The sequence below is a fragment of the Mucilaginibacter lappiensis genome (genome assembly GCF_900155965.1).
Classification (GTDB): domain Bacteria; phylum Bacteroidota; class Bacteroidia; order Sphingobacteriales; family Sphingobacteriaceae; genus Mucilaginibacter; species Mucilaginibacter lappiensis.
This window is the reverse complement of sequence record NZ_FTMG01000024.1, coordinates 39852-54930: the sequence shown is the minus strand read 5'-3', so window position 1 is coordinate 54930 and position 15079 is coordinate 39852. Positions and strand designations below refer to the sequence as shown.

Annotated in this window: 5 protein-coding genes; 2 read left to right on the top strand and 3 right to left on the bottom strand. The window is 40.4% G+C overall.

The features are described from left to right. Positions 1–464 precede the first annotated feature (464 nt). The 3 genes from BW976_RS27545 to BW976_RS27535 form a co-directional block, all read right to left on the bottom strand. Positions 465–2066 (bottom strand): GH39 family glycosyl hydrolase, encoded by a 1602-nt coding sequence (locus tag BW976_RS27545; RefSeq protein WP_217696304.1) that lies wholly within the window; start codon positions 2064–2066, stop codon positions 465–467. A 242-nt stretch (positions 2067–2308) separates the two neighbouring features. Continuing rightward, positions 2309–3952 carry a RagB/SusD family nutrient uptake outer membrane protein gene (locus BW976_RS27540; protein WP_076378680.1) on the bottom strand — a complete coding sequence of 548 codons (1644 nt, stop codon included), beginning with the start codon at positions 3950–3952 and terminating at the stop codon, positions 2309–2311. A 27-nt stretch (positions 3953–3979) separates the two neighbouring features. After that, positions 3980–7144: a SusC/RagA family TonB-linked outer membrane protein gene (locus tag BW976_RS27535; protein ID WP_084192372.1), complete on the bottom strand. Its 3165-nt coding sequence runs from the start codon at positions 7142–7144 to the stop codon at positions 3980–3982. Positions 7145–7848: 704 nt separating this feature from the next. On the opposite strand from BW976_RS27535, the gene BW976_RS27530 reads away from it, so the two are divergent. Together BW976_RS27530 and BW976_RS27525 are read left to right on the top strand one after the other, a co-directional pair. After that, entirely contained in the window at positions 7849–10242 is a 2394-nt protein-coding gene (locus BW976_RS27530) for a glycoside hydrolase family 31 protein (RefSeq protein ID WP_076378677.1), read from the top strand. Between the two features lie 110 nt (positions 10243–10352). Next, positions 10353–14471, top strand: a complete 4119-nt coding sequence (locus BW976_RS27525) for a hybrid sensor histidine kinase/response regulator transcription factor (protein ID WP_076378675.1) — start codon at positions 10353–10355, stop codon at positions 14469–14471. Positions 14472–15079 lie beyond the last annotated feature (608 nt).

The window sequence follows — 15079 nt, the reverse complement described above, 5'->3', positions numbered from 1 at the left end:
AGATTTGTCCTGCGATAGTTTAAAAAGTAAATCAAAAAGATGGAATAAAAAATGACGCTGCTAAGCATTCTCTTGTATTCTTAATGGTGAAATTATTCTTGATAACCCGGCAATTTCAAATATGCAAAAAGTAATAATACAGTAAACCGCCTTTAAAAACTTTAGACATATGCTTATTACATTCAAAAATGAAAGTAAGCACAAGCCATATGGTTTTTGAGGTTAAATTGGTTATAACAAAAATAGTAGAATAACTTCGAAGTGCATCCTCTACTGTCTTGTCTTATCATATTGTCTCACTGTACCTTAACCGCTTAAAATACTTTACCTTCAGTCCATGCGACCGTTTTTTAAATAAGTTTACCAAATGATTTTTAATAAAGTAATTCCTTGTCTTTCCAGATCAAAATCGACTTTCGTTTCACCGTTTACAGGTGTGATGTATTGGGGAGAATAAGCTTCCTTTAGCTGACCAGCAGCTTCCAGTATTTTATATTCCTCTGCCGTGGGAGCCTTTGGAGAACCCATTTTTTCCATGCAGCGAATGAGTTACTGTTACCCTGGTCAATAATATATCGGGTCAATAAAACTCTTTGTTGCGGAAGCCCTTTTATGGTAACCGAGACTGGCGTCGGGCGGAAATTAATATCATTTTTGTCATGATAGTTCCACACCAAAACCGCGGCAGAATGGGCACTTTTAGTGGCTAAAGTATTCACATCGGGCTCTTGACCCCTAACGCTGGAATCGCGGATGGTCATATAGTTTTGCATAGAAGTGGATTCCGTCGCAATCCGGTTACCCCGCATCATACCCAGCATCCTGAACACATTTAGAACAGGTTTGTCAATTCCGTTAGTCGCCAGATCCCTAAATCCTTTAAAGTAAGGCTGGTCTTCAAACTCAAATCCCCAGGTAACAACGCCCGCCAGGTTAACGCCTCTTTTTTTGGCCAGATCGTAGGTGCGTGACATGGAAGCAGCAGTGTAAACGGCATACATCGTGCCATTCCGGTAGGCATTTTCGGGGTGTAAGTCTTCTGAACACGCGGCACAACCTTCCGGGTCTGATTCTCCTATGATGATCGGTAAATTTTTTAGGGCTGGAATAGAGGAAACGATTTCAAATCCTTTGTCAATGCTTCTTAGCTGGTTGCCCATATTCATCCAAACCACGCCGTCGACAAGTTTGGGCGAACCTTTGGCATGAAAGGAGATAAAATCAAGAGGCACGCCTCTTTTGCCGGTAGCGTTGTTGATACCACTAACCACATGAGTCAAAAATTGACGTATATACTCACCTCCGGATTTGCCATCGGGACTGGTAGTTTCAGGGCCGCCTACCTTTGCCGTAGGTAATGCTCTTTTAACCGCATCGGCCGTGTAGTCATACAATTTGTTGTACTCCTCCGGTGTTCCTTTCCAATAAAAACTTAAATCCGGTTCGTTCCAGACCTCCCAGTACCATCCTTCTACCTCTGCCTTTCCATATCGTTGTATAGAATGTTTTACCCATTGATAAACTAACGCGGCCCATTTTTTATAATCCTTCGGTGGATAAGCCCATCCGGAATAATGTTTATTGCTCTTATCGGTAGCAGCCTGCTCGGTAACAGAACCCGGTGTGGTGGACAGGGCTTCGGGCATAAATCCGACCTCCACAAGCGGTTTCATACCACGTTGAATATATGTGTCAAAAATACTGTCCACGATTTTCCAGTTATAAACAGGTTTCCCATTTTTATCTTCTGTGTAGGCATTAGTCGAACTCCATTTTAAACCAGGAATCCCATTGCCGGAGGTTAGCATATTGTGAGCTCTAATATTTACCCTTACCGGGCTTAATGCGGCAAGTTCGCTCAATAGCTTACGACCATCTTTCATATAGGTATAATTAGCCTCATCATATCCAAAAAACTCCCATACCGGTGGCAGGGGGGCCTGACTTTGCAATAGATTCACCTTCACAGAGACCGGCGGAATTTTTTCCTGCCCATAGCTGGTAAACGATACTGTCCATAAAATAATAATGCAGGATAAAAGGGGTAAAAAAAACGAAATTCTCATGATCATTAATTAGTTTTAATTAGAACAGGTATTAAAGTGCGCTTGCCCCGTCTGCAGAAATTGCCCGGAGGAACATTATTCCGTATTTGGCACCGGACGAACAAATTTTCTGTTAGTTTTTTCCCGCATGATCCAATTTCATCGGATCACGCGGGTTAAAACTAGTTGTTTTCAATAGATGTAGGGTGTATGACAATTATATTTAATAGCCGGTTTTTTGTTATTTGATATTATAGCACAATTTAGTTCCAATCTCCACCGATATCTTTGGCTACATTCGGGTTGGCATTTTTTTCAGATATAGGAATAGGTAATAAAACATTTTTATCCTGAAATGGCTGCGTGCCATCTTCTGCTTGCCTTTCCGAATTAATGGTTTGCTTGGCTATACCCCAGCGAATCAAGTCAAAATAACGCGATTGTTCGCCGGTTAATTCCAGTTGTCTTTCCCGCATTAGTATGGTCATGGCTTGTGACTGACCGCCTAATGAAGTGTACAGCGGGGCATTTACACTCGGTCTGCTACGCACCTGATTAATCAATGCCAGCGGCTGACCACCCGTATTTCCTTGTTGTATGTACGCCTCGGCCAGCATTAATAATACATCGGCATAGCGTATTACCTGGCCATTGATACCACTTTGCGGGCCTCCAAAGGATTCTACTTTATTATAATATTCATATTTTAACCAATGGTAGCCGGTGGTCGCTGTGATAAGATTGCCATTGGCATCATATTTATAAGGATATGGAATGGGTACTTTGGGGATACTTGAACTGATAGCGCATGACTGACAATATGCTGTTTGACCGCCACTGGCTGCATCCCCATAAAAGGTATAAGCGGCACGCGGATCAACATAAGTGGCGTTGGTTTGCGGATTGGGATAGGTGAATGCCTTTACAGCAGTTGTAGTAATAAATGTATTGCTCCAGTCATTAAAGCCATATTCCTGCGCGCGCGCAGAGTGCGTTGCCTTACCTCCCCATACTTCCTCTCCTCCAAATAGATAATATTGGTTACCAATGCCCCAGTCAGTCCATGCCTGATTCATTACCTGTAAGATTGTTTCCGGGTTTTTGCCTGGATCATCCTGGTTAGGGTCATCAAACAGATCATTATACTGTGGTGCTAATGCATAGGTAAAAGGAGGCTGAGTTAATTTAGTCAGTTCAGCAACGGCATCTGTCCATTTTTTTTCATATAGATATGATTTGCCCAGCAATGCGGTAGCGGCTCCTTTAGTAGCCCGGCCATAATCGGTAGCTGCATAGGAGAGCGGAAGATCGGTTTCCGCATCTTTCAGGTCTTTTTCTACAAAAGCCCATATATCAGCAACGGCGGTACGTGGCAGGTTAATTTGATCAGAAGTGGGTTGCGGTTGGTAATCTGTACGCAACGGTACGCGTCCATATAAGTTAACCAGATTAAAATAGGCATAAGCGCGCAAAAACTTAGCTTCGGCGATATATTGCTTCTGATGGGCTTGTTCGGTAGTATTGGCGGGAGTCCAGGCCTGTGCGCGGTTAATTACCACGTTTGATCGCAGGATCATCCGGTACAACGAAGCCCACATGGCATCCAGCTGAGGCTGGTTTGCAGAGAAATTGTACTGTGCAAGTCCCAATAGATCTCCCTGCAATGCCGCGTCATTTTTGGCATCATAACCCATTAAATCAAAGATATAATACCACTCCCTGGCCCATAAACCAACGTGCAGAAAAGTAGCATAATCGGCTATTACGCCCTGGTTAATTGCCGCGTCGCTGGTAAAAAAAGTATCATAGGTGTAAGCGCTTTTATTCACCAGGTTCAGGTCTTTTTTACATCCTCCTGCCGTAAGGGTTACACATACGGCTATCAGATATTTAATATATTTTTTCATGTTCGTATCGTTAATGTTTTACTGTAGTTAAAATCCAACTTGTACTCCTGCCAAAAATGTACGCGGTTGTGGAATCTGCCCGTCATCAATACCGCGGTTAAATATGTAATCGCCATTGCTACCCTGGGCGCTTACTTCCGGGTCATATCCTTTATAACCGGTTATGGTAAACAGATTCTGCGCGGCGATATAGACCCTCAACCTGCTCAGTACATTACCCGAGAAAGATTTGAGGGCAGCCTTGGTGAAGGTATAGCCCAATGTTATATTACGTGCCCGCAGATAAGAACCGTTTTCAACAAAAAAGTCAGATGGCCTTAAGTTGCCTGATGCAGTCACATTCTGTGCAGCCCTGGGCAATGTTGCCACATCACCTGGTTTTTCCCAACGACCGAGGATCGCTGTGGTCGCATTATGCCCGGTTGAAGCATTTTCGGTAAAGAATTTCAATGAGTTTACCAGTTGTACCCCCGCAACGCCGGAAATAACAATGTTCAGATCAAAATTCTTATAGGTAACACCTGCGTTAAAACCGAATATATATTTGGGCATTGAGCTTCCCAATACTTGTTGGTCTTTGTCATCTACTACACCGTCACCATTCAAGTCTTTAAATATAAAATCACCCGGTAACAAACCTGGTTGATAAACAGTGGTTTTTCCACCGGATTTTTGGATGGCGACTGCGTTTAAGGCATCTATTTCGGCCTGATCCTTAGCGACATGATCAACCCGGTAGCCATAAAAGGCACCGACTGGTATTCCCGGTTTGGTTAAGGTAATACCATTTAGGTTGTCAAATACTCCTGATATAATCGGGGTTGGAGACTGTGCGCCCAATGATAGTGTTTTATTTTTATTATATGCGCCATTGGCACTGATGTTAAACCCAAGATCATTATTGATTTTAGCCTGATAGCTTACCTGTAGTTCAATACCCCTGTTCTGCACATCGGCCGCGTTAACTACTTCAGTGCTGCCGATCCCGCTTAAGCCTCCAATGCCCAAACTGGTTGGTATGGGAATAGCTACCAATAAACCGGTACTCTTCCGGTTATAATAATCAGCAGTTACGGTGAGTCTGTTGTTCAGGAAACCGAGGTCAATACCCGCATCGGTTTGCGCGGTTTGCTCCCATTTGAGCAAAGGGTTAGCGATAGAGGCGACGGTTGCCCCATTAACAAAAGTTTCATTTTGCCCTAAAGAATATACCAAGTTACCTGCCGGGTTACCAGCAAAAGCAAATACCTGGGTGTTGGTTAATCCAAATTTGTTGTTACCACTGCGGCCGTATCCTATACGCAGTTTGCCGTCACTAAGAAACGGGAATGTTGATTTGATAAAATCTTCGTCAATAAAGCGCCAGGCAAAGCCTACACCCGGAAAATTACCATAGCGGTTTTGGGGCCCGAAATTAGAGGAGCCATCGCGGCGGATACTGGCTGATAATATATAACGGTCATTAAAGGTGTATATCACGCGGCCATAGTAAGAAATGGCCCGGCCGAACTGCGTATAATAATTGGTGGAATTGCCCAGGCTGGCAATGGTTGGTGCAACTCCAATATCCTTTACATTATCAGTTAACATACCCGTACCCAATACATTCAGATATTTGTTCGTTCCTGCGTCGATGTAACTGGTACCCACTGTGGCCGATATATTGTGTTTGCCAAATGTGCGGTTAAAGGACAGGTAGTTTTCAAATGTGTAATTAGAGTAGGTATTGAAAGTTCTTCCTGCCTGACGGCTATTACCCAGGTTATTTGATCCCACGTAGGGTATCTGATAAGAATCACTTGTGGTATTGCCATACACAGCTGCCAGCTGAGATCTGAGCGTTAACCCCTGTAAGATATTTACTTCTCCAAATACCTGGGGATATAGTACCAGGTCGTTACTGCTAAGCGTCTGAACGCCTAAATTCTGCAGTGGGTTTGGTACATTGCTGTTATCATCAACATTGGTAACGATGGAATAACCACCCAAAACAGACGGATCATAAATTGGCTTGTAAGGTGCATAGGTTATGGCATTTACAATACTTGCCGCCTGCCCTTTGGTGGTGGTGTACCGCACACTCAGGCTTTGCCCGAAATGAAAGCGGCCAAGCTTTTCATCCAATGAAAAACGACTGTTCAGCCTTCTGAAATTATAGTCTTTTACAATAGCGTCCTGCGTGTTGTAGCCCAATGACATGTTATACAATACCTTGTCGCTGCCGCCGCTCACATTAACATCATTTTGGGTACTCAACGCTGTCTTAAATATGGCCTTTTGCCAGTCTACACGGTCAACAAGCACATCCGGCGTATTAAATTTTGCCGGTAATGTGCCTTTGTTCGTTGCAACGATATCTTTGATCAGGTTAACATAATCATTGGCTTTGAGCAGATCAAGTTGTTTCCAGGCTGATGAAGAACCTACCTGCGAGTTAAAAGACACCTGTGTGGTACCTTTTTTACCTTTTTTGGTAGTGATAATGACAACCCCATTGGCACCGGCAACACCATAGATGGCTATGGAAGCGGCATCTTTTAATACGGTGATATTTTCAATGTCATTTGGGCTAATAGTATTAAACAGGTTTCCATCACCTTGTATACCATCAATTACGTATAAGGGATCAACACTTGTAAAAGAGCCTGTACCCCGCACGATGATCTGGGCATTTGAGCCTGGTAGGCCATTGGTATTGACTACCTGTACACCCGGAGCCTTGCCGATCAATAATTGGGATGCACTGGTTGAAGTATTGGCCCCGGCATCTTTTGCGGCCACTACATTCACCGAGCCAACCAGATCCTTTTTTCTCGCTGATCCGTAACCGATCACCACGACCTCGTTAAGCGCCTGGTTATCTGACTGTAGTTTAACGTTAATCAGGCTGCGACCACTTACTTTTATCTCCTGTTTACCAAAGCCGATAAACGAAAATACCAGGGTAGCGTCTCCTGATACGTTTAGGGAGTAAGAACCATCCTCCTGGGTAATAATTCCATTTTGTTTTCCTTTTTCCACTACGGTAACACCGGGTAGGGGACGGCCATCGTCCGACGACGTTACTATTCCTTTAACAGGGGTTGTTTGTGCCATAACAGACAATGTACTCATAGACACCAGTAGCAGAAACAGGAGCCGTAATTTGGCTGGTCTTAACAGCCTTGTCAGGTTAGTAATTTTCATTCTCATAATTGATGGTTTGAAGTTTATTAATTTGATTTTGAAGGTAATTAATTGTTGTATTAACACTAATGAAAAACTGTAAAGAATTACAATCGATTGCGAAATGAAATCAAATGCCCTTTGTCTCGGTTGTAAAAGGTAAATTGGTTTATTGGTCTATTGGATCAGTATTTTTGACGATCAAAAATAATCTTAAGCAGTTTGCGCCATAGGTATCTTTTGTTAATAAATAGGTATTCAAATGTTTCAGATTTATTCCGTTTTATAACCTGAACAAGCAGGAGATAAATGAAGAGGATATCAAGTAGACCTTTAACTGTGAACACGTAAACGGTTTGTAATCAAATATATTTTTGTAAGCAACAAATAAGGGGTATCGAGAAATCCTAGCCTATAGGGCAAATTGATATAAGCTGACCAGAAAGCGTGAAAATACCTCTGCTACGCAGCTGAAGTTAACATTTCGCTACCTATTTTTAAACATAACAGGAAGTAGTACACCAATAAAACCGCATAATTTAGCCGCGCTATAAACTAATTCCACATCTGTAATAATATTTAATAAGTGTGCTAGAAAGATAGTGATGGGCACTAAAGAACTGTTATTAAGTATCACCGGCGATACCAAATTGTACGGAGGGGTTTACAGTGGAGCTTAGTAAATAAAACGCCATACATACCAATTGATATAAATTATATAAACTCAAATTATGCTCAAGCAAAAACTAATCCTGTTTTTAATACTACTGACCGGCTTTTGGCTAAAAGCTGAAAATGTTAGCGCGAATATCATATCCTATAAAAAAGAAGCTGATGGGGTTAGCTTTTCACTGGATAAGGGACTGATGAAAATAAAAGTATGTCGTGACGATATTATTGAAGTAAAATACACCATTTTGAAATCGTTTTCACAATCGCCATCACTGGTTGTGAATAACAATTGGGCATCCCGTGTTGGTTTCACAGTAACGGAGTCTGATGGAAATGTAGTGATTAATACCGGCGCATTAAAAGTTGTGGTTAATAAAATAACCGAGGCTATTACTTACACCACAATAACCGGAAAAGTAATTACAGCAGAGGATAAAACAGAAAATAAATCAATGCTGGCAGCAACTATTGCAGGCATAAACACCTACAACTGTACAACCCAATTTTGCTCGCCCCAGGATGAGGCTCTATTTGGTTTGGGTTGTCATCCGGTTGATTCTTTGTCTATTAATTATAAAGGCCGTAACCAGGATATGGCCATTAAGTATATGACAGGCGCTATACCCGTTCTATTATCCACCAAGGGTTATGGTTTATTGTGGGATAATTATTCGGCATCCAACTTTTACGGAGCCGAGGCTAATAATACCAAATTCAAATACGTTTCGGAAAGCGGTAAACAAATTGATTATTACTTTTTTTACGGACCCGATTTTGACCACATCATTGATCTCTACCGTAAAGCAACCGGTAAGGCTCCTATGTTTCCTAAATGGTCATTCGGCCTTTTTCAATCTCAGGACAGGTACATGAGTCAGCAGGAAATATTAAAAGTGAAAGATAATTACCGCAATAACCACATCCCGGTTGATGCAATTGTGCAGGACTGGTACTACTGGGATCCATTGCCTATTGGTTCGCATGTCATGAACCCCGAAAGATACCCAGACCCAAAAGCTTTGGTTGATGAACTGCATAAGGCAAACTTACATGCCATGATCTCTATTTGGCCTGTGTTTGGTAAAGGAACCCACAATTTTGATGCACTTAAAAGTAGAGGCTATTTAACCAATATTACCTGGGATAATGTAGTTACACGCACTTTTGATACCTATTATGATGCACATAACCCCAAAGCCCGGGATTTATACTGGGAGCAGGCTCGTGACAGTTTAGTGAAATGCTATGGTTGGGATGCCTGGTGGGTTGATCAATGCGAGCCGGATAATGGCGCCCTGCTTGATGAGCGCCGTAAGGATACCTTTTACAGCGGTAGGGGAATAGATTATTTTAACACCTACTCTTTAGAACACACTAAAGGCATTTACGGTGGCTGGCGAAAAGATATTCCCGGCAAACGGGCATTTTTCCTGGTAAGGCAAGCTTTTGCGGGGCAGCAACGCAATGCCACAACCTTATGGTCGTCTGATATTAGCTGTACTTTTGCATCCTATAAAATACAAGTACCGCAGGGTATTAATGCTTGTGCCTCAGGTATACCTTACTGGACATCTGACATCGGTGGATATCATCTGAACTGGAAAGCTGCCGATTGGTCAAAGCCCGAAAACCGGGAACTATTTACCCGTTGGTTCCAGTTTGGTACGTTTTGCCCTATATTCCGTATCCATGGCAAAGGTGAAAGAGCATTGTTCTCAGATAACTGGGATGCAAAAACCAAAGCTATACTGTTGAACTATGATAAATTACGATACCGCTTACTACCTTATATTTACTCGCTGGCCGGAAAAGTAACTACAGATAATTATACGATGATGCGCGCACTTAGCTTCGATTTTCGGAACGATCCTAAAGTTTACAGTATCGCTGATCAATATATGTTTGGGCCGGCATTCCTGGTAAATCCTGTTACCGAACAATTGTATACAGGTAGTAACGCCGCCGCCGGCAAAATTACCCGCAGTGTGTATTTACCGGCAGCAACCCAATGGTATGATTTCTGGACGGGCAAAAAATACGAGGGAGGGCAAACATTAGATGCCGCTTCACCCATTGATATTATGCCTTTATACGTAAAAGCAGGCTCAATAATACCGATGGGGCCTGATGTTGAGTATGCAACAGAAAAGCCTGGTAGCCCAATTGAGCTTCGTATTTACCCTGGGACAGATGGGATATTTAAGTTCTATGAGGATGAAAATGATAACTATGATTATGAAAAAGGAGCATATGCTACTTTTACTTTATCCTGGGATGATAAAAATCACAGTTTAACTATTTCTGATACCCAGGGTAAATTTCCCGGAATGCTTAAAACACACAAATTTAATGTAGTGCTGGTTAATGAACAGCAAGGCACCAACTTAAAAATTACCGCGCAAGCCAATAAAGTAGTTCAGTACGAAGGGAAAAGGGTTAATATAAAATTATAAATTAATTGTTTTTTTAACAATTTAAAATATTAAAGTTACATTAGTGTCATCTCATGAGGAGATGACACCAATTGTTATTTATTGCCTCTTTAATATTTATTGTTAGCTCTATGCGCCCAAAACTACTTATAGTTTACGCTGTCATTTTTTTTACATCTAAAGCTGGTTTAGCACAGCATGGTCAGTACCAGTTCTTGAATATTGATATCGATAAAGGCCTTTCAAACAATCAGGTCAACTGTATTTATAAAGATAAACGGGGCTTTATGTGGTTTGGTACCATGTCCGGTCTTGATAAGTATAATGGCTATACCTTTAAGGTATTTAAGCGCGATACGCGTAATCCACATTCCCTCAATGATGATTGTATCGTCAATATTTGTGAAGGCCCGGAAGCTAAACTATGGATTGAAACCCGGAACGGTTTTAATATTTATGACCCGCTGACCGAACAGTTTGAGCATGATCTCATACCTGAGGAACAATCCTTACACCTGCCCAATTACGGATTGAGTTCGATAAAAAAAGATAACAAGGGCAATTACTGGTTTCTATATGCAAATGATGGTGTTTATAAATATGACCCGCTCAGACACAAAACCTGGCATTTCTCGCATACTTTCAATAAGTCCTTATACAGCGACATTGTCATGGGTATTGATGAGGATAAACAAGGTAATATGTGGTTTATATATCATGACGGAGTTCTGGAAAAGTTTAACACCTTCCAACAAAAAGTTACCTTTCGTTCTGATCTGTTGAGCAAGGCCAATGTTGCTGCAAATTACAACTATTCACTTACGGTTGACCGAGATAATGATTTGTGGCTATACTCCAGAAACAGCTCATTAGGGGTCTATTATTTTAGTCCTGATAAACATACTTTTATGCATTTGGATAAAACAACTTCCGGTGCAAGACTAAATACCAATATAATCAATAACATAACACAAGATGATAAGGGTATCATTTGGGTAGCGACGGATCATGGCGGTATTAACCTGATAGATAAAAAGGATTTTAGTGTACGTTATTTATTAAACCGGGAGGATGATAGCAAGTCTATCGCGCAAAATAGTGGCGTGGTCTATAAGGATGATATGGGAATTATGTGGTTTGGTACTTATAAGCGGGGTATCAGTTATTATCATAAAAACATAATTAAATTTCCAGTCTACCGGCACTTTGCTTCTGACGTCAATAGTTTAAGCTTTGAGGATGTCAATAAGTTTGTGGAAGATGATTTGGGTAATTTATGGATTGGCACCAATGGTGGCGGATTAACTTATTTCAACCGGAAAACGGGTAGATATACCCAGTACAAACATGAAACGGGAAATACGAATAGTTTAAGCAATGATGTGATCATCAGCTTGTGTATTGACCACCAGAAGAAATTATGGATAGGCACTTATTTTGGCGGGCTTGACTGTTTTGATGGTAGAACATTTACACACTACCGGCATAATGATAGGGACAGTACTACTATATCAGATGACAGGGTATGGTCAATCCTGGAGGATTCCGGCAATCGATTGTGGATAGGAACTTTCACGGGTGGTTTGAATATGCTGGACAGAAGCAAAAACATATTTAAACATTATAAACCGTTCCAGCCAAACTCTGTCCATTCTGCTTTTATTTCATCCATTTTCGAAGATCGGGACAGGAATATTTGGTTTGGGAGTTACTATGGCGTTGACGTATTGCTTAAAAAGAATAATCGTTTTATACATTATATCCATGAGGATAAAAATCCCAATAGCCTGAACATGGACAATGTGACCAGTATTAACCAGGATAGCCGTGGTTTGATGTGGATCAGTACACTTGAGGGACTTAATATATTTGATCCGGCCAGGAATAAATTCTCGGTTCTTTCAAAAGAAAACGGGCTTCCGGATAATATGGTGCTGAATACGCTTGAAGATAATAACCATACCATTTGGTTAAGCACACCTAAGGGGCTTTGCAACATTACTTTAACCCCATTTAATGGAAGCTACCGGTATCAGTTTAAAAGTTTTGATGAAACTGATGGTCTACAGGGAAGAGAATTTAATGTAAATGCAGCGTTAAAAACAAAGAGAGGAGAAATGATTTTTGGCGGAGCGAAAGGATTTAATATGTTTTTACCTGAAAATATCGGTTATGTTGAAAGCGCGCCTATGCCCGCTTTAGCTGACTTTCAGATGTTTAATAAAACTCTTAATCCGGGAGAAGCAGTTAATGGGCATGTTGTCCTCTCTAAATCAATAACGGAAACGAGCGACTTGGCACTTCGATATAATGAGAACTCTTTTTCAATAGGCTTTGCTGATCTTAATTTTTTTAATTCAGGGAAGGTTAAGCTGGAGTATAAATTAGATGGTTTCGATAAGGCATGGATTAAAAATGATGATAAAACAAGGAAAGCTACCTATACTAATATTGATCCAGGTAACTATGTATTTAAGGTTAGAGCTGTCAGTAATAATGGTAGTTTAACGAGCCTTCCATTAACCTTACCCATAAGAATACAACCCCCCTTCTGGAAAACCAGGTTCGCGTACTTATTATATTTATTAACATGTTTAACCTCATTATGGTACATAAGACAACGTGGGATAAAAAAAATAGAAGCGAAGTTTGAGCTTGAACGTGAGCGGGAGGAAGCCCGGCGCATGCATGAACTGGATTTAATGAAGATAGAGTTTTTTACTAATGTAAGTCATGAGTTCAGAACACCCATATCGTTAATATTGGCGCCTGTGGAATGTATGCTGAAAGAGGCGGACGATAAAAGTAATCATCGCAAACTGCAAATGATCTATCAAAACAGTAAGCGTTTACTAAATATGATCAATCAATTGCTTGACTTTAGTAAATTATCGCTGCAAAAGTTTAAAATAGATTTAAAGGAAGCTGATATTATAAAAAATATCAGGGACACCTGTGATCTGTTTAGTACGCTTGCGGATAAAAAACAGATCAGGTTTGGTTTTGAGTGTGAAACAGATTCATGCATGGCGTTCTTTGATGAAGATAAAATCGAAAGAATACTCTTCAACCTGGTATCAAACGCTTTGAAATTTACACATGAATCCGGATGTGTAAATGTTACCGTTAAATTGCTTGAATCAAATATGGCGGACATGACATTACTAGAGATACATGTAAAAGACACCGGTATCGGTATCCCGGCAGAAAAGCACGATAAGATATTCGAGCGCTTTTTTCAGAATATTATGCCGGCCTCTATGATCAATCAGGGTAGTGGAATTGGTTTGGCAATAACGAAGGAGTTTGTAAACCTGATGGGTGGAGTTATTTCGGTAGAAAGTGAACCCGGAAAAGGAAGCTCGTTTATAGTACGATTGCCGTTAAAGCTTTCAAAAGAGTTAAATAGGAATGAAGCAAATATCCCGTCGATGTCATTTCAATTAATAAAGACAGAACCGGTAGTTTACGAAAAGAAGGATAAAAGAATAACCATTTTAATTGTTGAAGATAACCCGGAATTTAGAACTTACCTGAAAGAAGATCTAAACCGAAGCTATAATGTGGTTGAAGCAGCTAACGGAAGAGACGGCTGGCAAAAAGCACTATCACTGCATCCCAATTTAATATTAAGTGACATTAACATGCCTGAAATTAATGGCATTGATTTCTGTAAAAAAATACGAAGCGATAAACGTACAGAACACATTCCGTTTATATTGCTTACTGCTTTTACAGCTGGAGAGCAGGAGCTGATTGGGTTGGAAACCGGTGCTAACGATTATATGATCAAACCTTTTAATTTCGAGGTGTTGCATTTTAAGATCAAAAACCTGCTTAAATATCAGCAGTCAACAAAAGAAACCTACCAGAAACAAATTGAAGTCGAGCCCTCCGCGGTGGTTATTGAAGGCCCGGATATGAAATTTATGAAAAAGGCATTGGCCGTTATTGAGGCAAATATATCTAATGCTGATTTTTCTGTTGAAATGTTAAGTAGAGAAGTAAATATGAGTCGCGTAGCTTTATACAGAAAGGTCTTTAACCTTTTGGGAAAAGCGCCCCTTGAATTTATAAAATCGATTCGTCTTAAAAGGGCAATGCAGTTATTAGAAATGAATGAATTCACTATCGCGGAAGTTGCTTACCAGGTAGGTTATAATAACCCCAAATATTTTGCAAAGGCTTTTAAGTCGGAGTTTTCTATACTGCCTTCTGACTACCTTAATGAGTTGAAAAAGAATAAATAAACCGGCCCGGATGATATACGCAGGTAGTATTTGAAATTCACGCTCATTCCTTATTACAAGTCTTCAAATTTATTGGATTAAGTGATACAGATTCAGGCCGGCACACGGTGGGTTTTATATTAAATTGTCGTAGCAAATAAAGTGGGAGTTTATGAATGATTCAAATGTTGTTTTTTGGCATTTTATTGGTTAAATAATTGATAGCTAGTCATTTGAAAATATTTGATTGTAACTAATTTATCCCTAAACTGTAACAATTTATCCATCGTTTATTCCTGTGTATAAGTAACTTGCCTCCCGTTATAAACAACCAATTATACTGCGTGCACAACGCATTTTTTGCAACCAATTAATTAACTAAATTATTAAAATGATTATGAATCAATAATTACTATCTCCATTATTATTTCCGGGATTTGATATCGTCTGCAAGTTTTACTGCGCGAAAATAGGGTTTTTGAATATCCATCTGTTAGTGATTGACAAGATGTAAAATAACCCCAGGGATAGGTATGCCTGTTTTTTTCTCCATTGAAGTACGAGTCAATTTGGGCATAGTAGTTTATGCCCGGAAGTATTAATCAACGAATTAATCAAACTACACAAAT